This window comes from Paenibacillus hubeiensis, from assembly GCF_032334105.1.
Lineage (GTDB): Bacteria > Bacillota > Bacilli > Paenibacillales > Paenibacillaceae > Paenibacillus > Paenibacillus hubeiensis.
The window spans coordinates 88,771-114,563 of sequence record NZ_JAVYAE020000011.1; the positions used below are offsets into that span (position 1 = coordinate 88,771).

Sequence of the window (25,793 nt, forward strand, 5' to 3'; positions counted from 1 at the left end):
GCTGCATGCCGACCTCCGCCGCTTTCATGAACCGCTACCCCGATGAAACAGGACCGGGAGTGACCGGCAGCTTGCACCGATGCACTCCTTGCGTGCCCATTTCTTATGGATATACAGGCGTCATGTTCAGTCCGAGGTTCTCCTCCCATCCCATCATCAGATTCATATTTTGAATGGCTTGCCCGGAAGCCCCTTTGACCAGGTTGTCGATGACGGAAATAATCGTCAGTCTGCCTGTGCGAGGGTCTGCCGAAAATCCGATATCGCAGTAGTTCGAGCCGTACACTTCTTTCGTCGCAGGCCAGATGCCTGGCTCCCGAACGCGGACGAAAGGCCGATTCTCGTAGTATTTGCGGTACAAGTCCACAATTTCACGGTCCGTGTGTTCCCCTGTAAGGCTCGCATACATCGTGCTCATGATCCCGCGCGTCATCGGTACAAGATGCGTCGTGAACGTCACCGTTACCGGCTTCCCGGCAATCAGGCCGAGAACTTGCTCTATCTCCGGAATGTGCTGGTGCTTGTTCAGCTTGTAGACCCTGAAGTTTTCGTTCATCTCGGCATAATGATGAGGAAGTCCAATGCCTCTTCCCGCACCGGATACGCCGGATTTCGCATCGATGATGATGGTGGACGGGTCGATCCAGCCTGCTTCCACAGCCGGAATCAGCCCCAGCAGCGTAGCCGTCGGGTAACACCCCGGATTGGAAATGAAATTCCGATCCTTCACCTGATCGCCGAACACTTCAGCCATGCCGTATACCGCTTCTTCCAACAATGCCGCCGGCGCAGCAGGGTGTTTGTACCACTGTTCGTAGGATGCTCCGTCTTTCAACCGGAAATCGCCCGAGAGATCGATGACTTTCAGTCCAACCTCAAGCAGGCTCGGCACAAGCTTGGCGCTTACTCCGGATGGAGTCGCAGTGAATACCAAATCAGCGCGTGTCGCAATCTCGGCCGGATCAACGCCGTCGAGCGGCCTTCGCACAACCCCCGTCAGATGCGGGAATCCATCCGCGATGGATTCGCCGCTGCTGGATGATGAGATCACGGACGTAATCTCAACATTTGGATGATGTTGTAAAAAACGAATCAGTTCCACCCCGCCGTAGCCGGTGGAACCGACGATTGCCACTTTCAATTTGCTATTCACTCTCGCTCCCCCAATCCCGCTGCATACGCCGTATAGTCTATGTCGCGCTTCGTTTCCCGATTACCTTAAAGTCAATCGGCGCGCCTATCCGTCGCTTCTATGCATATTTGTGTATTATTATACATCCACATTTATATAAATACAACACTCTGCCATGAATTTCACATGCTTTCTCTTTCAGCTCGAAACATATCTTTCCAATATCTGCGGACGAACCACGTCACTTCTGCTAAAATACGTAGTATGAGGCCACATTACATACAAAGATTACGTGGCCAATTTTGCCGCTCGGCAATAACTATATAAATCGCAAAATACATACACACGTTAACGGAGAGGCAGAACCAATCTGGAGAAGCGAAGCGTTCGCCTAAAAGCTTTCTGAAAGAAAGCTGCTTCGGAAGCATAGGCTGTTCACCGGATTTTTCCTTAGAAAAGGGGAATCCATGAAATCTGGGGATAACAGCGATCGGAAGATGGTCCTGCACTCGCAGTGCCCTAGTGTGAATGATTAATGCGATTTATATAGATGACATCTATTTTGAATCACGGAGGGCTACAGTGCACATCGAATCCATCTTGCTTATCGTACTTCTGGGCCTGAACATCATTTTTGCAGCAGCCGTCGTCTTCTTCGAACGGAAGGATGCCAGCGCATCCTGGGCTTGGCTGCTCGTCCTCAACTTTATTCCAGTGCTCGGATTCGTACTATATTTATTAACTGGCCAGAATCTGACCCGTTACAGGCTGTTCCAGTGGAAAGAACGCAAAAAGCTCGGTTTGGAGGAACGCATCTCCGCCCAGCTGGAGCAGCTGAAAGACCACCGAGGGCCTTTCCTCAACACGGCCACCGAAAGCCATCAGGACATGATCTACATGAACCTGAAGCAGAACGGCGCGCTCCTGACGGAGGACAATGACGTCGAAATCATTACGGACGGCATGGATAAGTTCCAACGTTTGCTGAGCGATATCGAGGCGGCCCAAGACCATGTCCACGTGCAATATTACATCTATAGAGGCGACCGCCTGGGCAAAAAAATCCGCGATGCCCTCATCCGCAAAGCGAGGCAAGGCATTAAGGTCCGCGTCCTGTACGACGCGCTTGGCTCGCGCAGGGTCTCAAACCGTTTTTTCAAAGAGCTCCGCGAAGCGGGAGGTTTGGTGGAAGTCTTTTTCCCATCCAAATTCAGCCTCATCAACCTGCGCATGAACTATCGCAATCATCGTAAAATCGTCATCATTGACGGCAATCTCGGATACACGGGCGGGTTCAATGTCGGCGACGAATATTTGGGGTTAAACTCCAAATTCGGCTATTGGCGCGACACACACCTGCGCATTCAGGGGAATGCCGTTCACGCGCTCCAGACCCGGTTCCTGCTCGATTGGAACGAAGCATCCAAACAGCATGACACGCCTTACGTGCCCGAACATTTCCCGAAAATCCAGGGTACGGGATCCACGGCCATGCAAATTGTGTCCAGCGGTCCTGATGCCGAGATCGAGCACATTAAGAACAGTTACCTGAAAATGATTAACGGGGCCAAACAATCCATCATGATCCAGACGCCGTATTTCATTCCGGACGCGAGCGTGTTCGAATCCATTCGCCTTGCCTGCCTGTCGGGCATTGACGTGCGGATCTTGATCCCGAACAAGCCCGACCACGCCTTTGTATATTGGGCCACGTTATCCTACATCGGCGAGCTGCTCAAAGTGGGGGCCAAAGCATTCGTTTACGACAACGGCTTCATCCATGCCAAAACGCTCATCATTGACCGCATGGTCGCATCCGTGGGAACGGCGAACATCGACTATCGCAGCTTCCGCCTGAACTTTGAGGTCAATGCCTTCATGTACGATGAAGGCATCGCCTCCAAACTGGCGAACACGTTCGAACACGATCTGAAAGTATCCCGGGAAATGACGATGGACGAATACAATCGGCGCAGCATCGTCATTCGCTTTAAAGAAGCCATCTCGCGGCTGCTCTCTCCGATTCTGTAAAATGCAAAAAGCAGGGAATCCCAGTCTGATGAACTGGAGGATTTCCTGCTTTTCTTTGAATATCACATTGTCCTGTTCGAGCAACCGATATCGTATTTTTTTGACTGAGTACACTCTGCCTGTGACGATTAAACATGCTCCCGTTTGAAACCTTCGCCAAGCACCTCATGCGCATTGCTGATAATGACAAAAGCCCCCGGGTCCACGGACCGGATCAACGCTTTAAGTCTCGGCACCTCGCTCTGTCCAACCACGACCATCAGCACCGTCCGCTGGTTATCCGTATAACCTCCCCGTGCTTCGAGTTTGGTCAATCCACGATCCAGATCGGCGAGAATGATCTGTGTGATCGGTTCGATCTCGTTCGAGATGATGTATGCGACCTTGGAGCTGCCAAAACCCATTTCGACGCCGTCAATCACTTTGCCGGTAATATACAAACCGATGAGGGCATAAAGCGACTGTTCCAGCGACAGGACAAAGCCCGCCAAAATGATCACCGTTGCATCCATGATTACGACGCAAATCGAATAACTGAGTCCGCTGTATTTCTGCACGATGCGAGCCATGATGCTCATGCCGCCCGTCGATCCCCGGCCGCGGTATACGATCCCGATTCCCAGTCCCGCGCCGATCCCCCCGTATAATGAACCGAGCAGCGGATTCATCGTTGGCACCGTCCAATCCTTCGTCAAATACACGAAGAGCGGCAGTACGATGCTGCCGAGCACGGAACGCACGCCATACTGTTTGCCGATCAACACGAACCCCGCGATCAGGAGCGGAATATTCAATGCCCACTGGGTGTACGCCGGTTCCAGGCCAAGCCACTCTTTCCCCAGAATGGAGATGCCTGACACACCGCCCGAAGCGATCTGGTTCGGCAGTAAAAACAGATTGAAGGCCACGGCGATCAAAAACGATCCCACGATAATCAAGGCCGTATCCATAGCGGTCCGCCAGGGGCCGTTCAAGGGAATAAAGTTCGTCATTCTTTTCTTGCGGTTGTACTGCAAATGCGGTTGTTCCTGCATGTCATCTTGCTCTCCTTTGTTGTCCATAGTGCTATATATGCCATCCCGCCGATACGGGGAATACCAATGATGTTTAGAGATTTGTATTCAAGTTATATAAACCGCAATAATCATTCACATTAGGCCACTGAGTGCGCTGTACCATCTTCCGATCGCTGTTATCCCCAGATTTTTTGGATTCCCCTTTCTGAAGGGGAACATCCGGCTGCATCGTGCGCGCACAAAAAAAGCTCCTGTATAGACCAGCATACGCCTACACGTATCCAGTCCATACAGGAACTCGATTAATCGGTTTCCACTTTAATTTGGCTGCGCAAATAACCATCGATGAATGCATCGAGGTCGCCGTCCATTACCGCTCCGGTATTTCCCGTTTCCACAGAAGTACGGTGATCCTTTACCATACTATAGGGATGGAACACGTAGGAGCGAATCTGGCTTCCCCATGCAATATCCGACTGTTCCCCTCGGATTTCATCCAGCTCTTTTTGCTGCTCTTCAATTTTACGCTCATACAGCTTCGAACGAAGCATCGTCATGGCCCGCTCGCGGTTTTTGATCTGTGAACGCTCGTTCTGGCACGTTACAACGACGCCTGTCGGGATATGCGTAATCCGTACTGCCGAGTCCGTCGTATTGATGTGCTGTCCACCCGCGCCGCTCGCGCGGTAGGTATCGATCTTGAGATCTTCCGTCCGGATGTCGATCTCGACCGTATCATCGATCTCTGGCACGACGTCGCAGGATACGAAGGAGGTATGGCGACGGCCGGAGGAGTCGAACGGCGAGATGCGTACCAAACGATGCACGCCTTTCTCCGCTTTCAGATATCCGTAGGCATTGTGGCCCTTGATCGAAAGCGTTACGCTCTTGATGCCCGCCTCGTCACCCGGCAAATAATCGAGCACTTCGACCTTGAAACCGCGTTTCTCGGCCCACCGCGTATACATTCTCAGCAGCATCTGGCCCCAGTCCTGAGACTCGGTACCGCCGGCACCCGGATGCAGCTCCAATATGGCGTTCATTTTGTCGTATGGCTGGTTCAGCAGCAGTTGGAGCTCGAATTGCTCCAGCTTTTCCACAATGGCGGCTACGCTGCCGCTTACCTCTGCCGCGAGATCATCGTCGCCCTCTTCTTCAGCCAGCTCGACCATCATGGCTGCATCATCATAATCCTGCTGCAGCTTGTTGTATTGGTCTACCGAACCCTTGACCGCATTCATTTCGGCGATGACGGATTGGGCTTTTTCATTATCGTCCCAGAAATCGGGCGCAGACATTTTCTCTTCGAAGTTCTCAATCATTTCCTTTTTGAGATCTAAGTCAAAGAGACCCCCTAAGGTTTGTTAGTTTCTTGCTGATTTCACGCAGGTCATGCTTTACGCTTGGATCAATCATGTGCAATTCCTCTTTTCATTAAAGTAAGCTCCCGGCAACCGAGGAACCCATAGGTTATCCTATGAAATCCCCGGCTGCAAGGAGCCATGTGTCCTGACTATATATTATTTCCTATTCTTGGCCATGGCAATGTTTGTACTTTTTGCCGCTGCCGCATGGGCACAGATCGTTGCGTCCCACTTGATCGGCTACGCGCACCGGGCGTTTCTCGGCTGGCTCGCCGCTGGTAGAGATTTTGCTCTCGTCCACGACTGCCTGACGCTCCTGATTGCTCTCGATTTGCGCCCGCATTACGTATGTGGCCACTTCTTCCTGGATCGAAGCGATCATCTGATGGAACATTTCGAAACCTTCGAATTGGTACTCGCGCAGCGGATCGGTACCGCCATACGCACGCAAGTGAATCCCTTGGCGAAGCTGATCCATCGCATCGATGTGGTCCATCCATTTGCTGTCGACCGCACGAAGCACAACCACTTTTTCGAACTCGCGTACCATTTCAGGTCCGATTCGTTCTTCACGGGCGTTGTATTTCTTCTCTACTTTGTCGAAGAGATACTCGACGATCTCTTCGGCTTCTTTGCCCCACAGATCATCCTTGGTCACGGCGCCGTCATCCAGCAATTTGCTGTTCATGTAGTCGGCCACTTCCTGCAGCTCCCAGTTCTCCGGAATTTCGTCGCTGCAGTGCGCTTCGACAATACGCTCGATGGACGGTTTGATCATATCCATGACGATTTGTTTGATATTGTCGGATTCGAGCACCTCGCGGCGCTGTTTGTAAATGATCTCACGCTGCTGGTTCATGACGTCATCGTACTGGAGAACGACTTTGCGGACGTCGAAGTTGTTGCCTTCAACGCGCTTCTGCGCCGACTCTACCGCACGGGTAATCATGCGGCTTTCGATCGGCTGGTCTTCGTCAAAGCCCAGGCGCTCCATCATGTTCAGCACGTTGTCCGCGCCAAAACGTTTCATCAGTTCGTCGCCCATCGACAGATAGAACTGCGTGGAACCAGGGTCGCCCTGACGTCCCGCGCGTCCGCGAAGCTGATTATCGATCCGACGCGATTCGTGGCGTTCCGTACCGATGATATGAAGGCCCCCGAGCTCGGCCACGCCTTCGCCCAGGATGATGTCCGTCCCCCGTCCGGCCATGTTGGTCGCGATCGTTACCGCGCCCGCCTGGCCCGCGCCGGAGATGATTTCGGCCTCTTCCGCATGGTACTTGGCGTTCAATACCTGGTGACGCACGCCGCGGCGTTTCAGCATGTCCGAGATGCGCTCGGAGTTCTCGATGGACACCGTACCGACGAGAACCGGCTGTTTTTTCGCGTGGCGTTCCACGATCTCTTCCACCACGGCTTTGAATTTGCCGTCAACGCTTTTGTAGACGACGTCGGCGTTGTCGATCCGTTTGTTCGGACGGTTCGTCGGAATTTGCAATACTTCAAGCCCGTAAATCTTCTTGAACTCTTCTTCTTCCGTTTTGGCCGTACCCGTCATACCCGCCAGCTTGCGGTACATCCGGAAATAGTTCTGGAACGTAATCGTTGCAAGCGTCATGCTCTCGTTCTGTACCTCGATGCCCTCTTTGGCCTCGATCGCTTGGTGCAGGCCATCGCTGTAGCGGCGTCCGGACATCAGGCGGCCCGTGAACTCGTCAACGATCATGACTTCCTCGTCGCTTACCACATAGTCTACGTCCCGGCGCATGATGACATTGGCTTTCAGCGCCTGCACGATATGGTGGTTCAACGTTACGTTGGCATGGTCGTACAGGTTTTCAATGCCGAACGCTTTCTCGGATTTTGCAACACCCGCTTCGGTCAAAGCTACGGATTTCACCTTGATATCTACGGTAAAATCCTCTTCCGGCGTCAGACGTTTCACGAAACGGTCTGCTGCGTAATACAGGTCGGTCGACTTCTGGGCTTGTCCGGAGATGATCAGCGGCGTACGCGCTTCGTCGATCAGGATGGAGTCCACTTCGTCAATGATACAGAAGAACAATGGACGTTGTACCATTTGTTCTTTGTAGAGCACCATGTTATCGCGCAAATAGTCGAAACCGAATTCGTTGTTCGTTCCGTACGTAATATCGCAAGCATATGCGTGCTGCTTAAGAGCATGGTCCATGCCGCTCAGGTTGACCCCGACGGTCATGCCCAGGAATTCGTAAATTTGTCCCATTTCGGCACTGTCGCGTTGAGCCAGATAATCGTTGACCGTCACGACGTGCGCGCCCTTGGATTCCAGTGCATTCAAATACACCGGCAGCGTTCCTACCAGCGTTTTACCTTCACCCGTTTTCATCTCGGCAATCCGGCCTTCGTGCAGCGCAATACCGCCAAGCATCTGTACATCATAGTGGCGTTTGCCGAGCACACGGCGAGATGCCTCACGCACGGTAGCAAATGCTTCCGGCAGAAGCTCATCCGTCGTTTCTCCCTTTTCGATCCGGGCACGGAACTCCTCAGTCTTCCCCTTCAGCTGCTCATCGGAGAGAGCCTGAAATTCCGGTTCCATTTTATTAATGACGTCGACCGTCTTCATCAGACGTTTAACATCGCGTTCATTCATGTCTCCGAAGATCTTTTTGACAAGTCCTAGCATGGTATACCCCTTTCGTGCAAAACAGAATAGCCCCCCTGTTGCCGCACAGCGGCATCTTCGGATGATATCATCCACTTGCCCGGGGGTGACAATGTAATACAATACTATGAGATGAATCAACTCCAGGCTTGCAAGGGTCCCTCATGAAGCCGATTCGGTATTCAACCGGACCCGGGCCCATCCAAAATGAATCCGGAATCCAAGCCGGACGAATCATGTTCATGGTGCTGTGCCTGTCATTGATAATGATTGGTGATCATTCGTTGACAATTCCCCATCAGGACAATGATTCTCTTTCATAAATTGTAACAGTTTGTAAGAGACGCCGCAACACGGCACGGCCGACTTCTTTGATCTTTCGCCGCTCCTTTGGGTGGAGAATAGTGCAAAAAATCATAGCCGTTAGCCGAAGCGTTCGCCTTCATAAGCGCATTCACATCAAAACGTCCTCCGTATGAGGATTTTTGCAGGAAAACTGGATCGCATTAGGTATGCTACTCGCAAACCTGAGATAATATCCTATCCATGTATTAGACGCAGCAGCATAGGGAATAGTTTCACTAAACGGCATCCGAAACTTTTTCCACTCCTCCTAGGAAAATCCAAAACCAAAAGAGCCCCATCCCGATTGGATGTAGGCTCTTGTTATATCGGATCCAGGAATCAAAGATTCCCCATGTTCAAGTACGTATTAAATTAAGTATTCATTTCATAACGCAAGCGTTTGAAACAAGCCCATTATCCTTGCTCGATCAAACCGTATTTTCCATCATTCCGTTTGTACACGACGCTAACCTCTTCATTCTCAATGTTGGAAAAAACAAAGAAATTGTGGCCGACCATGTTCATCTGCAGAATGGCTTCTTCCACATCCATCGGCTTCAGCATGAAACGCTTCGTCCGGACCACTTCCAGATCGTCGTCCACTTCGGCATCCAGCTCGGCTGTAGCCGCGGTTCCGGTGGGATCCTCCACAAAGAAGTTTTTCAGGCCGCTGTCCTGGCGGAACTTGCGGTTCAATTTCGTTTTATGTTTGCGAATCTGACGTTCCAGCTTGTCAATGACAGCGTCAATGGAAGCGTACATGTCATCGCTCTTGTCTTCGGCGCGGAGCACCAGACCTTTCAAAGGAATCGTTACTTCCACCGCATGCAAACCTCTGGTCGTACTTAAAGTAACCGTACCGTCAGAGTTAAGGGGTGCATCGAAATACTTCTCGAGTCTGCTCAATTTTTTGTCGACGTAATCTCTCAAAGCATCGGTAACCTCGATTTGTTGACCTCGAATACTTAAATTCATAGGGCACTCCTCCTTTTCCTTTGCTCCTTCATTATACCACGAATGTAAGCGCCATGTAAAAACTCCGGGTGTCCGAATAATGACATCTGCACGAGCCAGTTCTTCCAGCATAGGCCAATCGCCATATTTCGCGATTTCTCGCCATTTTTAGGCGTTATCCTTGATATATAAACCCCACTAATCAATCACACAAGGCCACTGCGAGCGCAGTACCATCTTTCGATCGCTGTTATCCCCCGATTTTTTTGATTCCCTTTTTCTAAGGGAAAAATCCGGTGATAAATGCGAACGCTCCGCTTCTCCAGATTGGTTCTGCCTCTCCGTTAACGTGTGTATGTTTTTTTGCGGTTTATATAGAAGTTTTTATAAAAACGGCGCTTGAGTATGTAAATTAACCGTTTTTTCGCTGTACCAATCGCTGTGGCACGAAGAGAAGACCAATCTATGATCGCAAGCTCTCGCTGATTCGTGCGACTTCCGTTGACAACAAAAAAAGACCCTGGCCTGAGCCAGAGTCCTACGCTAGCGTTAATTCAATTCGGTAACCATCAAACCATGTATGTAGGTCGGAATCGCCCGGATGATTATAATTTGATTACGTTAGCTGCTTGCGGTCCACGCGCGCCTTCGACGATGTCGAATTCAACGGATTGACCTTCTTCCAAAGTTTTGAAGCCTTCGGATTGAATTGCGGAGAAGTGTACGAATACGTCGCCGCCGTCTTCAGTTTCGATGAAACCGTAACCTTTTTCTGCGTTGAACCATTTTACTTTACCTTGCATGCACTAACATTCCCTTCGTCATCAAATGAAGTGAAGCCTCAGCTCGAAAACCTAGCTCACAACTCAGACTATACCATCCAAACTTATCCATTGTCAATTGGTAATGCAAATGTTTTTCTGGAATTAATTTGTAGATTAATGATGAATTATGAGGAAAGATGGGTTTTCCAGTACTATACCAGCTTATCAACCAAATAGTAAGGGTCTTTTTTTACATAAACGAATTCATGGGATCTTATGGTGGTGGAACACCGTTTTGAAGATGTTAAACTTTAATACGAAACTAGAGCTACGCCTAACAACAAAACATGGCTATGCGTCATTCTGCTGACAATTCTTTCGTCAGGACTTTGGACGTTCATGTCAGCAGATTTCCAGCAAGCACGGGAGACGTATATAACAATGAAATTGGTCTTTTGAACTCTTGAGACTTGTTATGGACACGGTGAGGAAGCTGGAATATGGACCCTCCCTGCTCCACTTGGACCAAGGATTTCAGTATGCGACAGAAAGCTGTGCCAAGTTGTTTGAAGAGAATATGCTGACGGGGAAGCCATTCTCGGCATTAACGCTTTTATCGAGTCCTTCATCTCTCATTTAAAGACGGAGAAGTTATATTTGGAGAATCCTCAAAATCTAGTGCAAGTGCGGAACCAAAACTAGAGACTATATTTTGTTTAACAAGCGTGGAATGTTTCCAAAACAAAATAAACGACCTCCCCCCGGTTGAATTTCGGAAAAAAGTCGCTGCTCAATAGAATTTTTTTAATATCTACTTGACGGGCTATGACCATCGGCAATATAGTTAGCAATCACATCATACAGCTTGTCAATTTGTTTTAATACAAACATGCGATCCAAACAGTAATCCAGATACCGGTTGTCCGTACAGAAACGATACGTATCATTGAGTATTTGCGTTAACTCTTCTTTGCTTGAAAAACTTTTGTAAAAACAGTCCATTGAAATCTTCATCAGCCAGAATGTTTTACTACATAGATTCAGGTACATATTTTGCAAAACACCAGCATCTGTGCTAATGTCCATGCCTACCATAATTTCAAAAAAGCCATTGTGTTGGGCTAAACGACTCCCAACTGTCGCATATTCAGGCACTTCTGCGCTACTGTTAACCTTAACAATATACTCCGTTTCCATTTGTTCAGGCATTCCTTCTCGAACCAATACCAAAGAAGTTGAATGGACATTACCATACTGACACATCAACAACTCCCAGCACATATGCGGATAAATCAAAGTAGTTATATTTCCAGCAACGTATAACTCGTCAATGCGCTCAATCACTTTTTTTTGTACAAGAAGTTCATTATTAAGAATTAAACCAGACATATAATTCGAACTAAGCATAAATTTGTATAACGCTTCTTCACCAGCAAAGGCTGCTTCCTCTTGAAAAATCCCTTGAGTTGTGGTACTGGTTTTCAATAACGCTACGTCAGGTTCTAATTGCAGAAAAGACATGATTTTCTCCAGCACGTGCAGATCAACGAGATCTTCATCACTTAATAACAGTACAAATCTACCTGAAGCTACTCTGCAAACATTCACAACGTTTGCATAAAAACCTTGATTTTCTTCAAACTCAAAATATGTTATTCTGCTGTCTGGGTAATTCCTAATCTCTTCATAAAAAGGCATCGTAGCATTTCGTGTACCATTATTTGATATTACGATTTCCAATTCATAATCATAGGCTGTATTTAGCGACTGAATCACATTCTCCAAAGCTCTGTGCCCTCGATTATAGGTTGGGATACAGATGCTGAGAAGTACTCGATCTCGACGCTTATTCTGTGTCAGCAATCGACGACGGTGCAAATGTTGAATATAACTTTTGGCTTTTTGAATACCTGCAGAGTAACTCACAATGTTGCGCGGCAAATAGTTTCCTTGAGTTTCAAAATATTGTTTTAATTCAATGTAAGAAGCAAACAGCGTCAATTCACCCAATTTTTCAGCAAGCCCGCCTTGCAGTGTTGAAAGAAACTTATCGTATTCTTCGACTATGGCAAAGCATTCTCGATGCTCTTCGACGATTCTGGTTAGATCAAACAATGCATTTCCAATTTCATATTTTTCCACGTAAAGAAATGAAGCCGAAAAATCAATCATTCCACTGTTACCGACTTGCTCCGACTTCTTCTTGAACAACTCAAACGAGTCTTCTATAGTTTTTTTGCTTTTATGGTATAGATAATATTTATTCTCAACTTCAGTAGGAATTAGATAATAGGGCAACTCAGAGAAACTCTTAGGAGAAGTAGCCGTACGCAATGATGAAATATTGGTATTATAGTTTTGTTCGAATTCTGCCATGTTAGGCAAGATAAAAGCTTGGTGAATCAATTCATCGATATCACTGGAGTACTTCACCTCTTGAGCAAGTTTAAACATACCGATCGCTCGGTCATAGTGCCCCAATCCGAACAGTATTTCACCAAACGATTTATAGAAAAACGCCTTTTCCTCCACTGAATATTTCTTGGGTGAATTCACAATATCTTCATGATCTTGGATAAGATGAGAAAGTGCCCGTCCCACCTCACCATCTTCAATCAATGACAAAATTCGCTGTAGTTCTAATGGTTCCATCATTAAACCCCTTTTTCAATAGTATCGAATCTTCTAATAACGTCTTCCATTGTCTCTCTAATCCCCAGAGCAAACGGAGTAAAGGTAATCTGCCCAATATCCTGCTCCAGCTCGACAAGATCCGCTACCAGATGCATGACCTGATTTTTCCCATAAGGGATAGCGCCAAAAACGGGCTTTTGTTCTGGCGCAATTACCTCATGCATTTCCTCAATAAACGTTTTTAATTTTCTGCACTCTCCACTGCCAACGCAATAAGTCTTAAGATTTTTACCATTAATTGACAATTGATATAAAATATTCGCTGCATCGACACTGTATAAAAAATCCCACATTTGTTCCCCCTGAGTAAACAATAACACTTCTTGGGACAACATTTTTTTGATTGTACTGATAACCATCGTACGCTCATCATCGTAAGGTCCGTAAACACTTAAAATTCGCGTCCAAATATGCTTTATTTGCAACTGCTCGCACAAAATTCTGCTTAGTTGGCCTGCACATAGTTTAGCAACCCCATATCCTGTTTCCGGGAACACAGGCGTAAGGGGGGTAAGAGGCATTCCAGATCGGCCATACTCCGCTTGAGAACCCGCTCCTATGAATGTATGACAGCCTAGACGCTTAGCCAAGCGTACCGCATCCAACGTATAGGTTACATTTTGGTTTTGAGTGTACACGTCGTTACGGCTCTCTCCAATCGTGCTCGCCCATGCAAAATGATAAAACACATCATATTGACCTGGCAGTTCAAGAGTCGCATATTCATCCAAATCTGCTTCAATGATATGAAGCAAAGGATCTTGTGGCATATAAGCCAGACCTGGAGAACTTTTACGGCAAATAGCCAACACTTCGATCTGCTTGTCAATACACAATTGAATAAGTGCCATGCCGATTGCTCCGGTGGGTCCGGTAATGACCATTTTCATCATGTATACAGTCCTTCTTAGTGTAATTGCAGCAGCCAGCCGGTTCTTATTGAACCTGACTGTCTTTTAAATTCGATCATGTATGGTAATTGGGTCACTTGAATTTATTACTTTCATATTCTTCCCGAGACAAAAACGGATACATATCATCAATCGGCGGGGATACGATTTTCCCATCTGCCAATACTTTAGAGGACAGCTTAGGCTCAAAGTTCTGCTCAGGATCAAGCATTACTTCACAAATCATGGGGCCTTCACTAACCAAAAATGTCTCTATTGCAGCAGCAATGCCGTCGATATGTTCTATTCTTATATAAGGAACATCGTAAGCATAGGAGAGCTTCTCCAGATTAGGAAAGCTAATTCCATTATCCTCTGAAACCCCAACAAGGGGCGGCTTAAACAGATTATTTTGCGTTTGCCTGATCGAATGGTAGCCATTATTGTTCAAGATAATAATTTTCATATTCAACTGGTTGTACACAACGGTCTGCATCTCTTGAATATTCATTTGAAAACTGCCGTCTCCATCCAGACAGATGACTCGTTTTCCTTTTACACCAACCGCTGCACCCAACGCTGCAGGAAAGCCATACCCCATCGAAGCACAACCGGAGTTCGTAAATAGCCGCTGTCCCTTTTTGATTTTTGCAGCCTGGAAGGCAACCACACATGCTGTTCCATTACCTGCAATCACATAATCTTCTTCTTCTAGCTTGTCAAACAGCTCATCCATAAATACGTAAGGATTGATCGGCGATTTTCTCTCATAATAACTCGGCAGCACTGCAGGATACTTGGCATTGACTTGTCGACACCATGACAACCATTCCTCATGTTGTGTAAAGTCTTTCGCACAAACTGCATGATTTAAGGCAGACATCACATCTTTGACATTGGCATGAATCGGGAGATCGGGAGAGATTGTTGGTTTCTTTAGCTCATTCGCATCAATATCAACAATCATTTTATACGCATGTTGTGCAAAAGTTTTATAGTTATAACTGATCTGTCTGATATTCAAACGTGATCCCAAAACGAATAACACGTCGCTATTTTCTACGATGAAGTTTCCGCCACGCGTCCCCACTGTACCCGGCCGTCCACAAAACAATCGGTGCTCGTCCCATAATAGATCATGCGAATTCCAGGCTGTTACGACCGGAATATTCAGTTTATCGATGAGTTCCAGAAATTCGGCATACGCATCGCCTAAACGAACGCCGCTGCCAGCCAAGATGACAGGTCGAGCCGCATACTTGAGCTTCTCAATGATGACATCAGTCAATGTATCGTCATATCCTGGGTTTTCTTGCATACCTGATTCAACTGGTTCAAACCCCGTTAGTTGATCCACTTCTACCAGTGAGGCCTGAATATCAAGTGGGATATCAAGCCAAACAGGACCTCCCCGGCCATTCTGACATAGAAACCAGGCTTTTTCCAAGTGATACTTAATCTCTTGCGCATCTGTAATCATGTGCGCATATTTCGTCATCGTTTGCACACAATCCACGATGTTAAATTCCTGGTCTCCCAATTGTCTTAATGGTACGTCTGTAGACCAGATGGTTGTCTCGCGCTTCACTTGTCCCGAAACGATAAACATCGGAATTGAATCCAACCATCCTCCAAGCACTCCAGTCAATGTATTGGTGCCACCTGGGCCGCTTGTTACACATATCGGTGCAATTTTCCCTGTCAGTCTGGTATAACCTTCTGCAGCAATTGCACTTCCTTGCTCATGATGATTGTAGATACACGTCAAATCAGGATGGTGACCCAAGGAGTCATTCAAATGCATGGCTCCTCCACCTGTGATCGTAAAGATATGTTCAACGCCTTTATTTACGAAAAAATCAGCAATATAATCCGAAACTTTGATTTTCATGATAATCTACCCCATTTAAAGTATGATCATAGGATTGCTCAGGCCCATCCCTTGAATTTCAGACACAATTTCTTTGCTAAATAGTGCCGAACTAATAATAATCGTGCCTTCGTAAGCTGTTTCGATCAACCATCTAGGTGCTGTGATCGAGGCTTGATCCATCATCTTGCCTTGTTTGCTTTGGTCTTTGTCAATAAAACAGCGAATATTACATTCGGCCAACACGGTTTCACTTAGCAAGCGCAATGTATTTTGACCGGCGCCCCACACCACACAAGGCTCTTTAGATTTACCCAATTCCGCAAGCTTTTCATTAATTTGTGAATAATTAGAATCGCTGAGGTGTGTCATAATCGATGTTTTGGCAGAATCATCAACCCGTAAGGTGTAGGGTCTTGAGAAAGTCCCCTTTTTAAACAGAGCATATACTGCTGGATACATACGGTCTTTGGCAACAGGAATCTCAATTTGCTTCGAATCTACATAGCTAAACGATTGCTGTAAAAACAGATTGGCCAGCGATACATCCGTAAAATGATTAATGTGCTCAACATCAAAGTAGTAGTATGGGACTACAAAATAATTTCCGTACTGTGCAGCGTTCGGTGTCTCGATATAAACCAATCCATCTTTACTCAAGTAATCCGATATTACGGTAACGGCTTGCGCCACATCGTATAAATGTTCAAAAACATGCGATACAATCACGAGATCATACTTCTGTTCTTTGTCTAACAAAGTATTCTCAAATAAATCACCCTGAACCGCCTGAATATCATGATCCATCATAAAAGCTACGCATTTCGGAGAAGGATCGAGTCCCGTGACATACTTATATCCATGTTCTCTAAAGTAACTGAGCAATCCACCGTTCGCACAACCAATGTCCAATATGGTGGAGGCTGGGTTCAAAAAAGGAGCCACACGACTTAGGACCATTTTATATCGTGCCAGATCGGAACTGGAGAAACCTCCCGACGACACTTCTTCATCTTCATATTTAGATAAATTGGTATAGTAGTCATTATAATCATGCTGATTGGCGCTGGTATCCGCATAAGTAAAACCGCATTTTGTACAAACAACCACATCATATTGCCTGGGTAATGTATGATATGGAGGCAAGTCAAACTTTTGATGATGAATCACTTCTACTTCAGTATGCTGACATACTGAACATATTCTTGTAGCTAATTTAAGCATACATAACCACCCTTTCATTTTGCTACCCCGATCAACAACCAACTAACGAGACCACCTATCGCGCTCCTCATGATAAAAATGATGCTACAACTTCATTTTTATCATGAGGAGCGCCCTTACCAATATAGATTGGTAAAGTACACTCGGTATCTTTGAGACCCCGCTACTCTTTTTAAATACAATACAGCACCGTTTCCAGAGCCGATTGCGAGTAATGTCTAAAGTAGAGGTTATAATCCGGGTTGATTTCAAGTACAGTTCGGGGCAACTTCCAAAGATCTTCAGCTTTATGATAACAAGCAATGGCGAGTTTGGGACGATGGGTGCTTAGTTGCTCAGCCGCACCTCTTAACGCGTGTTCTTCCGCCCCTTCAATATCTAACTTGATGAAGGTAGTTTTCTGTTTAATGACTGAATCAATTGCTGTCACATCAATTGTATATCTACCTTCACTACTTATAGCTCCATCAAGCCCCCCTGTTTGATTAAACGATAGCTTCGCATCATGAGAAAACAAGCCTTTTTGATGGTAATTAATGTTAGGGGATTTTCTTAACTCAGACTTGGCGATGTTCATTAACTGCTCATCGGGTTCAAATATGTGGATGTTCTTGTAATTTCCAGAGACTTTTTCAATAAAGGCTTTGGTAGTATCACCGGAATAGCCTCCACCATCGATAAATACTTCCTGATCTCCTAATTCAACAATATCATCTTCGAAGTAATGATTCTCCGAGCCGTATTCTAGTTCATGAAAATTGAATTCCATTCTGCATTCGAGCAGCTTACAAAGTGTATCTTTTGATTTCTCATCGCTTAACAGCAGATAAAGGGAAATATATTTGAGTTTATTTTCGGCGATATCTTTATGCATATCAATGAATACAGGTTCGTTCACAAAAATCTCGGGATTGAATAGATTCAGCACGGTAAAAGGAATCGAATTCAGGTAGCCATGTTCTAAAAGCTGCTTCTGAATCTCTCCCAGATAAGTGGTGGAGGCGATAATAATCGCTTCGTGCTTTCTGCATGCATCAAGAGCAAAAATTGTTTTTTCTTTAAACGTTTGCCCTTGTTTCTTCGCATCGTTATCAATAAACCCCATAACTTCAATGTTAGCAGCACGGCACTGATCATATAGTTTCTCGCCAAGCTTCTGTGCACCGAATATATATACCTGCTTCAGATCAAGAAGCAGATTCTGGTACGGATCTAGTATGCCATCGATCAACTGCCTCTCATTTTGGACGTTCTTTAAGTTTCTCAGTACCGGAGGTAAAGAAAACAACTCGGGTAACAATTGAATGTCACTGATCAGAATGCAGTCTTCATGCTGGAGCATGCTTTGATCGATCAAGACAGGAACACATCCATGCTGTATAGCAAGCTCAATATCACTTGTATAAGAATCTCCTACAACCATAATGTGCTCGTAGCTGATGCCGGATTCCCTAACGAATTCTTCTAACATGAATTTTGAAGGTTTCCCCAATACAAGATCGACTTTTCTTTGAATGGCCTCTTCTACCTGCTGAACAACTCGTCCACATCCCGTGGCGATACTTCCAGAGCCATCTGGATAGGATAAATCGAGATTACAAGCAATGATCAGGCTATCGGGCTTTTGAGCAATCTCACGAACGACGGCAAAGTCTTCTTCTGTAATATCGTAGGTCATACCGATCACAATACAATGTACAGACGCATCGGAAGCAGTAGCAATCCCCCGTGTGGCCAATTCTGATTTAAAGGCATCTGTTCCTAGACAGTACACACATTCAATCTGATGCTGAACCAAATAGTTCACTGTCACTGACGCAGAGGTATAAATGCTTGAAAGTCCCGCCTCAATTCCGAGCCCATTTAGTTTTTGTTGGATCTGCTCTTTGGTTTTAGTCGAATTATTAGTCAAAAAAGCAACTTGCTTCTCTTGAGTGCGAACGCAGTCGATCGCCTGTTTCGCCCCGTTAATTAATTTATCGCCAACATAAACGGTCCCATCTAAGTCAAATAAAACAGCTTGAATCGTATCCACGTTCCACCTCGTCACTTCATAATTTTTACAGTCCTACTTACACCTTTTGATAGTAGGACTCGGTAATATAATCTATTTCAATCATCAAATCCAAGCGACTGAGGCTATTTTTCGTATCCTGGTTAATTTCTGCTGCTTTTTGTTTCGTGAAGCTATATTCCATTTTAGGATTCACATAATCAGGTTGATCAGACGTCGAATAACCATCAAATCCCGCCAAACAAACCTTTTTGATCGGGAACTGGTTTAACAGCTTCAACAGCATAATTAAGGGATTATCATAAAATTGGGCTTGCTTGTCCACCAAGGAACTAAACTGCAAAGTGAAGTCAAAGCGATTCGCTTTAGGTGAAACATTCGACGTCCCAATTAATTCCAAATCGAAATCCAGGACCTTCAGTTTTGATGAGAGTTCAACATATCTTCTAGAATTGCTAACAAACAAGTAGTCAATATCAAAGAAGTCTGGCAGGAAGTTCACTGCCACAACAACAGGTTTTTCACGCTCGATAAATGCTTGAATGCACTCAGCTTCTTTTTGAATCGAAGTGCCTGAACCAATCAACAACACTTTTTGTCCAGACCACAGCTGAGAGAGCTTCAGCAGGTCTTCATGATCGCTGCAAGCGATCGTTTGATTTTGCAAATACAAGTCCTCAATATGAAGCTCATCGAACGACAATTTCTTATCCGGTGAAATACCGCCTAAAATTTCGTAAATCGAAGCAACAGAAAGTGTTCGTTTCGCCATCAAAAAACTCGTATAGCTAGGATGGCATTTTTGCAGTGCAGAAATAAAGTAGCTAAGGGAATAGCCCCATCGAGTTTGTCCATATAACGGAAGAATTGAAGTTACAATGGACTCTAAAATATGCTCCAGATTGTAACGCGGCTGAATATGATCATTGATGTACATGGCCAACAATTCAAGTGGTGCATTGCCCGCCCCTTTGCCCATTCCGTACAAGGTTCCATCCACGATTAATTCCCGCTGTACAGGTGGATTTTCGAGGAGTGAAATGCAGTTTGAATAGGCCAGTTGAAAGTTATTATGGGAATGATAACCCAAACGGATATCATGATGGAGCCGTTCATCTGCTAACCGGAAATAGTGATTCAGCTGCTCCTTATGCAATAAACCATAGGTGTCCACTACCGAAAAACCATAAGGCTCCAGTTCATTGACCAGCTTAATGAGCTGCAAAAACTCTTCATCCGAGTAACTCGTAATCGAAACCGCTTGGACAAACACGTCGTAGCCCAACTTCTTCACTCCGCCACAAAAGGCCAATGCATCAATCATTTTTTCTTTTTTGAATATGACCCGAATTCCATCCATATAACTTTGGCTAGCAATCTGAAGATCCTCAACATCACAAGTTCCGAAATCAATCATGCCTACAATCATCGCATGATGTCTTTGCAGTTTTTCAAAGATCTGGTTTACAGCAAACCCATTTGGGAAAATAGAGCGGTTTTTATCATATATCCGGGCATTATTAATGAAGCCCACTTCGATAATATCAATATTCGCTCTTACCAGCCGATCGAAAATATTTATGATATGATCGTGGCCAAATTCCCAATCATTCAGAAAACCGCCATCTCGTAACGTACAATCTAGCAACTTAATACTGGACATCGTAAACTTCCCTTTCGTTCTCGTAGTCTTCAATCTGTTTTAGACACAAGTCATACGATTCCGACGGATCAGCAAGGTACCACTCCAAAACTTTTTGCACCGTTTGCTCTAGTCTCCATATCGGCTTCCAGTGCAGTACATTTATCGATTTATCAATATTGAGCTGCAAAGAATTCGTCTCATGCTCTTCGGAACGGATGACGGACAATTGCGGAAAAGAACCAGCAACTTGTGTGCGGAACGTATCAATCAGACGGGATACGGATACAGCATCTTCGGATTGAGGCCCAAAATTCCATGCTCCATTCCACTTCACATTTTCGATGTATAATTTTTCAGCTAACAGTAAATAACCGTATAATGGTTCGAGTACATGCTGCCATGGTCGTACAGACTCTGGATTACGTACTACAAAGTCTCGACTATGCAGAATGGCTCGCATCAAATCTGGTATCAGACGATCCTTCGCCCAATCACCGCCTCCGATCACATTACCTGCACGAGCAGTGGCGAGCGCGACACCGTGTTGAGCATAATTTTCAGGACTAAAGAAAGACTGAACATAGGACGAGGTAAGCAGTTCCGAGCAAGCTTTGCTATTGGAATAAGGATCGTAACCACCTAACCGATCCGTTTCTAAGTACCCTTTAAGCTGCTTCTGGTTCTCATAGACTTTGTCGGTAGTTACATTCACGACCGCTCGTACCGAACGACATGAACGAACAGCTTCGAACAAATGTACGGTTCCCATCACATTCGTCTCATAAGTTTCTACAGGATTCTTATAAGAGAATTTCACCAGAGGCTGTGCGGCGAGATGAAAGACCACATCGGGTTGAAAATCATATACAGCAGCACTTAAAGCGGACAGATCACGGATATCCCCGATCTGCGAGTCCATCCGTGCTCCAACTTTTGCAACTTCAAATAGCGACAACGTATGATCTTGCGCTAAGGCATACCCCTTCACTTGCGCTCCCAGATGGTACAACCACATTGACAGCCACGAGCCCTTAAATCCGGTATGACCCGTTACAAAAACTTTTTTGCCTTTCCAAAAGCTTTTATTCATCTACTTCCACACCTTCCAAGCCGGATTCCCCGTCTCCCATTCCTTTTCCAAAAATTTATTATCTCTCAGAGTGTCCATAGGTTGCCAAAAGCCATTATGCTTAAAGGCTTGCAATTGTTGATTCTTCGCAAGTCTCTTTAAGGGCCCCTCTTCAAAGACCGTCTGGTCGCCTTCAATGTAGTCGATCACTTCCGGATTGAGTACAAAAAAACCGCCATTTATCCAACCTACATCGCCTTTAGGTTTTTCCTTAAATCCAAGTACGGTAGAGGTCCCATCCAAATCAAGTGCGCCAAAACGCCCATTCGGCTGAACTGTTGTAACCGTCGCAAGCTTGCCATGATTTCGATGAAACTCGACCAGTTCTTGAATATTGACATCCGATACTCCATCACCGTAGGTCAACATAAACGGTTCGTTATTTAAGTATTCTTTCACTCGCTTCAAGCGACCGCCTGTCATCGTTTCTAGCCCGGTATTGACCAGAGTCACTTTCCATGGTTCTGCATGAATATGGTGGATCATTTGCTGATTGGTTGCGAAATCAAAGGTGACGTCTGATTCATGTAAAAAGTAATGGGCAAAATATTCTTTGATGATGTACCCTTTATAGCCTAAACAGATAATGAAATCATTAAATCCATAGTGGGAATAAATCTTCAAAATATGCCATAAGATCGGCTTGCCGCCAATCTCGATCATCGGTTTAGGTTTTAGATGAGACTCCTCACTGATTCGTGTTCCAAAGCCGCCTGCAAAAATAACAACCTTCATAAGTCCTCCTTGCTTACAGACTCGCGTATTTTACAGCTTCTATTATCTTTCCACTCATATATTCAATTTTCTCGTCGTCCAGCCCTGGATACACCCCGACCAGAAACGTATCATGCATAATTTTGTCCGTATTTTCGAGATCGCCAACGATACGGTAATGTACACCTTGAAAAGCCGGCTGCTTCGTGATATTGCCAGCAAACAACATCCGCGTCTGGATATGATGATCTTCCAAAAACTGAGTCATTTTTTGTCGGGAAAGCTTATTCCCGTCACGGATCGTCAAAATAAATCCAAACCAACTTGGTTCGCTATTGGATGTGGCTACAGGCAGAATCAGATCATTCTCCAGTTCCTTTAGTTGGGCATACAGTAAGGCAAAATGACGATTTCTTTTCTCCACAAAACCAGGCAATTTTTTAAGTTGCTCCAATCCAATCGCTGCCTGCATATCCGTAACCTTCAAGTTGTAGCCAAGGTGTGAATACGTATATTTATGATCGTACCCTTTCGGCAAATCGCCGAGCTGCCAGCCAAACCGCTTGTGACATGTGTTATCGCAACCTGAGGGACACCAACAATCCCTTCCCCAATCTCTAAAGGATTCAATAATCATTTTTAGTTTGGAATCGTTGGTGTAAACAGCGCCGCCCTCCCCCATCGTAATGTGATGTGGAGGATAAAAGCTGGATGTGCCAATATGTCCAATAGTCCCCGTTAACTTCCCATCATACTTGGCACCTAAAGCATCACAATTATCCTCGATCACCCAAAGCTGATGCTTCTCTGCAAACTGCATGACCGCTTCAAGGTTAAACGGATTACCCATCGTATGGGCAATAATGATCGCCTTTGTGCGCTCCGAAACAGCTGCTTCAAGCTGAGAGACGTTGATATTGTAGGTGCCTAGCTCCACATCTATAAACACCGGCACTAAGCCGTTTTGTATAATTGGAGCAACTGTTGTTGGGAATCCGGCAGCAACGGTAATGACTTCATCTCCTGCCAACAGTTGACGGTCGCCTAACTTTGGAGAAGTCAGTGCAGACACTGCAAGCAGGTTGGCAGAAGAACCTGAATTGGTTAAAAGTGCGTATTTGACACCCAGATATTGAGCGAATTCTTTTTCAAATTGCTTGGAAAAGCGTCCTGTGGTCAACCAAAAATCAAGGGAGGCATCTGTCAGTGCGAGCATTTCCTTCTCATCGTAAATCTTTCCTGAGTAAGGGATTTTCGTCTGTCCTGCTTCAAAAGGCTTCTGCTGATGAAATAATGTATAGAATTCATTCACCTGCAAGAAAATACGTTGTCGTTTCGCTTTTTCTAATTCGGTAAGTGAAACCATATCAGCTGTCACAATTGACCGATCTTGAAACGTTTGCCGCTCAATCTCTTGCATCGTAGAAAGATCGATTGCCTGTCCACATACATTTGCGATCAGCAGACTGTATGTCCCTACTTCAATGATGACAGTAGCTTGATTATCATAATGAATGATCTGGCCTACTTTATACATCCGAGTCTCCTTTTATCCACTCATGTTCTCAATTTCTATCTCAACGTTGATCGTACGATATGGATTACTTCCTCCAGCTCTTCATTTGTCATCTTCGTATCCGAAGGTAAGCAAAGCCCTTGCGCAAAAATACGAGTTGATACATCTTCATCTTCACCATGAGCGAAATACGCATTGTCCTTAAAGAGCGGTTGCATATGAAGCGGCTTCCAAATCGGACGGGATTCGATATTATGAGCCTCCATAGCTTCAATGATCGCCTCTGGCTGCACCGTACACAACTTAGGATCAATCGTCATCACTGAAAGCCAATGTGTCGCACGACCTGTGAACTGCTCACTGTGCACCTGAACACCGGCAATCGGGTTAAGCTCTGTGGCATAGCGATCCCGAATCTCCCGTTTACGCGCGATCCGTTCCTCCAATACTTCCATCTGCCCTCGCCCGATACCCGCTAGTACATTGCTCATACGATAATTGTAGCCCATCTCACTATGCTGGTAGTGTCTGGCCTGATCTCTTGCTTGAGTCGCCCAGAACCTTGCCTTCTCCAGTGCAGCGGTATCTTCCGAAATCAGCATCCCTCCGCCAGAAGTCGTAATAATCTTGTTGCCATTGAAGGAAAAGATACCGAACTTGCCAAATGTCCCGCTCATTCGCCCTTGATAGGAAGCACCTAGTGACTCTGCCGCATCTTCCACAATTGGAACCTCATACTGCTCACAAATACGCACAATCGGTTCATAATCTGCACTTTGTCCATACAGATTCACAACGATCACAGCCTTCGGCTTGTGCCCTTGGGCCGTATAATAAGCGAGTGCCCGCTCTAACGCCTTTGGAGACATATTCCAACTATCCGGCTCAGAGTCGATAAATACAGGGGTGGCTCCTTGATATAAAATCGGATTTGCGCTAGCAATAAACGTCAACGAAGCGCACAAAACAAAGTCACCGCTCCCTACACCTAACAAACGCAAAGCCAAGTGAATCGCAGCAGTTCCAGAGTCCAGCGCCAATGCGCCTACTGCACCGACATAATCTGCTACTGCCTTCTCAAACGCATCCACATTGGCACCCAGTGGAGCAATCCAATTGGTGTCAAAAGCCTCCTGTATATAGTTTTGCTCCCCCGTACCCATATGAGGGGAGGCCAAATAAATTCGCTTAGTCCGCATCATGTTGCTCCTTCCGCTGTACGATCCTCGCTGGGCATCCAACAGCCACCACATAGGGAGGAAGATTTTCGATCACTGTGGTACCAGCTCCTACTATTGTATATCGGCCAATACGTATTCCCGGAATAGAGCAGGACCCAATTCCGATATGAACAGATTCTTCCACATGGACATTTCCTGCCAGATGAACTCCTGGAGATATATGGGCGTAATTCCCGATCGTACTATCGTGGTCGACTGTTGCTGCAGTGTTAATAATCGCATGTTTTCCGATATGAACATCTGCTTGCAAGACTGCCCCTGCCATCACCACTGTCCCAGCTTCAATCACAACTCCTGTGCCTAAACACGCTAACGGATGAACAATCGTAGCAAAACGAACGTTTAGACTCTCTAATTCTTCTACGATTTGCTTTCGTACAGTTCCGTCACCAATCGCTACAAACCAAGCTGCATCAACATGTGTGGAACAAATCTTGATTAAATCTTGACGACCTCCCAAAAAGGGAACGTCTCTCCAGATTGCTTCTGTCCATCGATCATCGACAATTCCGCAGACTTCCATATTTGCAGCTCTAGCCGCATCCAGTACGACCTTGGCATGCCCACCTGCTCCAAATAAGAATACTTTCATGCGGTTCGTTC

General features: G+C 45.8%; 18 protein-coding genes. 1 reads left to right on the forward strand and 17 read right to left on the reverse strand.

Annotation, left to right across the window (positions count from 1 at the left end):
* Positions 1–103: 103 nt before the first annotated feature.
* Positions 104–1,153, reverse strand: a complete 1,050-nt coding sequence (argC, locus tag RSX24_RS23450; RefSeq protein WP_343261943.1) for an N-acetyl-gamma-glutamyl-phosphate reductase — start codon at positions 1,151–1,153, stop codon at positions 104–106.
* Between the two features lie 561 nt (positions 1,154–1,714).
* Here argC and cls point away from each other — a divergent pair.
* Positions 1,715–3,163 (forward strand): cardiolipin synthase, encoded by a 1,449-nt coding sequence (cls, locus tag RSX24_RS23455; protein ID WP_236420910.1) that lies wholly within the window; start codon positions 1,715–1,717, stop codon positions 3,161–3,163.
* Positions 3,164–3,291: 128 nt separating this feature from the next.
* Here the strand turns inward: cls and RSX24_RS23460 are convergent, their stop codons facing one another.
* From RSX24_RS23460 to RSX24_RS23535, 16 genes are all read right to left on the reverse strand, one after another.
* Positions 3,292–4,197, reverse strand: a complete 906-nt coding sequence (locus RSX24_RS23460) for a YitT family protein (RefSeq protein ID WP_438286875.1) — start codon at positions 4,195–4,197, stop codon at positions 3,292–3,294.
* 284 nt (positions 4,198–4,481) lie between these two features.
* A protein-coding gene (gene prfB / locus RSX24_RS23465; protein ID WP_236420911.1) for a peptide chain release factor 2 occupies positions 4,482–5,595 on the reverse strand; the annotation gives its coding sequence in 2 pieces (ribosomal slippage) (positions 4,482–5,522 and positions 5,524–5,595; 1,113 coding nt in all).
* Between the two features lie 111 nt (positions 5,596–5,706).
* Positions 5,707–8,211 (reverse strand): preprotein translocase subunit SecA, encoded by a 2,505-nt coding sequence (gene secA / locus RSX24_RS23470; RefSeq protein WP_236420912.1) that lies wholly within the window; start codon positions 8,209–8,211, stop codon positions 5,707–5,709.
* 738 nt (positions 8,212–8,949) lie between these two features.
* Positions 8,950–9,510: a ribosome hibernation-promoting factor, HPF/YfiA family gene (hpf, locus tag RSX24_RS23475; protein ID WP_236420913.1), complete on the reverse strand. Its 561-nt coding sequence runs from the start codon at positions 9,508–9,510 to the stop codon at positions 8,950–8,952.
* Between the two features lie 584 nt (positions 9,511–10,094).
* Positions 10,095–10,292 carry a cold shock domain-containing protein gene (locus RSX24_RS23480; RefSeq protein WP_024631599.1) on the reverse strand — a complete coding sequence of 66 codons (198 nt, stop codon included), beginning with the start codon at positions 10,290–10,292 and terminating at the stop codon, positions 10,095–10,097.
* A 765-nt stretch (positions 10,293–11,057) separates the two neighbouring features.
* Positions 11,058–12,905: a glycosyltransferase family 2 protein gene (locus RSX24_RS23485; RefSeq protein WP_343261944.1), complete on the reverse strand. Its 1,848-nt coding sequence runs from the start codon at positions 12,903–12,905 to the stop codon at positions 11,058–11,060.
* Between the two features lie 2 nt (positions 12,906–12,907).
* Positions 12,908–13,840, reverse strand: coding sequence for an NAD-dependent epimerase/dehydratase family protein (locus RSX24_RS23490; RefSeq protein ID WP_343261945.1), 933 nt, complete (start codon positions 13,838–13,840; stop codon positions 12,908–12,910).
* 91 nt (positions 13,841–13,931) lie between these two features.
* The gene (locus RSX24_RS23495) at positions 13,932–15,728 is read right to left on the reverse strand and encodes a thiamine pyrophosphate-binding protein (protein WP_343261946.1); all 1,797 of its coding nucleotides are present in this window, start codon (positions 15,726–15,728) and stop codon (positions 13,932–13,934) included.
* Positions 15,729–15,743: 15 nt separating this feature from the next.
* Positions 15,744–16,931 (reverse strand): class I SAM-dependent methyltransferase, encoded by a 1,188-nt coding sequence (locus tag RSX24_RS23500; RefSeq protein WP_343261947.1) that lies wholly within the window; start codon positions 16,929–16,931, stop codon positions 15,744–15,746.
* A 172-nt stretch (positions 16,932–17,103) separates the two neighbouring features.
* A complete protein-coding gene (locus RSX24_RS23505) occupies positions 17,104–18,966 on the reverse strand; it encodes an HAD-IIA family hydrolase (RefSeq protein WP_343261948.1) in 1,863 nt (620 codons plus the stop codon).
* Between the two features lie 37 nt (positions 18,967–19,003).
* Positions 19,004–20,608 (reverse strand): aldolase catalytic domain-containing protein, encoded by a 1,605-nt coding sequence (locus RSX24_RS23510; RefSeq protein ID WP_343261949.1) that lies wholly within the window; start codon positions 20,606–20,608, stop codon positions 19,004–19,006.
* Positions 20,595–21,680 carry a CDP-glucose 4,6-dehydratase gene (gene rfbG / locus RSX24_RS23515; protein ID WP_343261950.1) on the reverse strand — a complete coding sequence of 362 codons (1,086 nt, stop codon included), beginning with the start codon at positions 21,678–21,680 and terminating at the stop codon, positions 20,595–20,597. The genes RSX24_RS23510 and rfbG overlap by 14 nt, the downstream gene beginning before the upstream one ends.
* Positions 21,681–22,454: a glucose-1-phosphate cytidylyltransferase gene (gene rfbF / locus RSX24_RS23520; RefSeq protein ID WP_343261951.1), complete on the reverse strand. Its 774-nt coding sequence runs from the start codon at positions 22,452–22,454 to the stop codon at positions 21,681–21,683.
* Between the two features lie 13 nt (positions 22,455–22,467).
* Positions 22,468–23,970: a lipopolysaccharide biosynthesis protein RfbH gene (rfbH, locus tag RSX24_RS23525; RefSeq protein WP_343261952.1), complete on the reverse strand. Its 1,503-nt coding sequence runs from the start codon at positions 23,968–23,970 to the stop codon at positions 22,468–22,470.
* 35 nt (positions 23,971–24,005) lie between these two features.
* On the reverse strand, positions 24,006–25,151 hold the full coding sequence (locus RSX24_RS23530; RefSeq protein ID WP_343261953.1) for a DegT/DnrJ/EryC1/StrS family aminotransferase: 1,146 nt from the start codon (positions 25,149–25,151) through the stop codon (positions 24,006–24,008).
* Positions 25,138–25,782, reverse strand: a complete 645-nt coding sequence (locus tag RSX24_RS23535; RefSeq protein WP_343261954.1) for an acetyltransferase — start codon at positions 25,780–25,782, stop codon at positions 25,138–25,140. Before RSX24_RS23535 ends, RSX24_RS23530 begins: the two co-directional genes overlap by 14 nt.
* Positions 25,783–25,793 lie beyond the last annotated feature (11 nt).

What these genes read in the sequence shown, in the direction of transcription:
- hpf (WP_236420913.1), bottom strand. Translation starts at nt 9,510, where the DNA reads ATGAATTTAAGTATTCGAGGTCAACAAATCGAGGTTACCGATGCTTTG.
- secA (WP_236420912.1), bottom strand. Translation starts at nt 8,211, where the DNA reads ATGCTAGGACTTGTCAAAAAGATCTTCGGAGACATGAATGAACGCGAT.
- rfbH (WP_343261952.1), bottom strand. Translation starts at nt 23,970, where the DNA reads ATGTATAAAGTAGGCCAGATCATTCATTATGATAATCAAGCTACTGTC.
- RSX24_RS23510 (WP_343261949.1), bottom strand. Translation starts at nt 20,608, where the DNA reads ATGTCCAGTATTAAGTTGCTAGATTGTACGTTACGAGATGGCGGTTTT.
- RSX24_RS23500 (WP_343261947.1), bottom strand. Translation starts at nt 16,931, where the DNA reads ATGCTTAAATTAGCTACAAGAATATGTTCAGTATGTCAGCATACTGAA.
- rfbF (WP_343261951.1), bottom strand. Translation starts at nt 22,454, where the DNA reads ATGAAGGTTGTTATTTTTGCAGGCGGCTTTGGAACACGAATCAGTGAG.
- RSX24_RS23490 (WP_343261945.1), bottom strand. Translation starts at nt 13,840, where the DNA reads ATGATGAAAATGGTCATTACCGGACCCACCGGAGCAATCGGCATGGCA.
- RSX24_RS23495 (WP_343261946.1), bottom strand. Translation starts at nt 15,728, where the DNA reads ATGAAAATCAAAGTTTCGGATTATATTGCTGATTTTTTCGTAAATAAA.
- RSX24_RS23480 (WP_024631599.1), bottom strand. Translation starts at nt 10,292, where the DNA reads ATGCAAGGTAAAGTAAAATGGTTCAACGCAGAAAAAGGTTACGGTTTC.
- RSX24_RS23535 (WP_343261954.1), bottom strand. Translation starts at nt 25,782, where the DNA reads ATGAAAGTATTCTTATTTGGAGCAGGTGGGCATGCCAAGGTCGTACTG.
- RSX24_RS23460 (WP_438286875.1), bottom strand. Translation starts at nt 4,197, where the DNA reads ATGCAGGAACAACCGCATTTGCAGTACAACCGCAAGAAAAGAATGACG.
- RSX24_RS23485 (WP_343261944.1), bottom strand. Translation starts at nt 12,905, where the DNA reads ATGGAACCATTAGAACTACAGCGAATTTTGTCATTGATTGAAGATGGT.
- RSX24_RS23530 (WP_343261953.1), bottom strand. Translation starts at nt 25,151, where the DNA reads ATGATGCGGACTAAGCGAATTTATTTGGCCTCCCCTCATATGGGTACG.
- rfbG (WP_343261950.1), bottom strand. Translation starts at nt 21,680, where the DNA reads ATGAATAAAAGCTTTTGGAAAGGCAAAAAAGTTTTTGTAACGGGTCAT.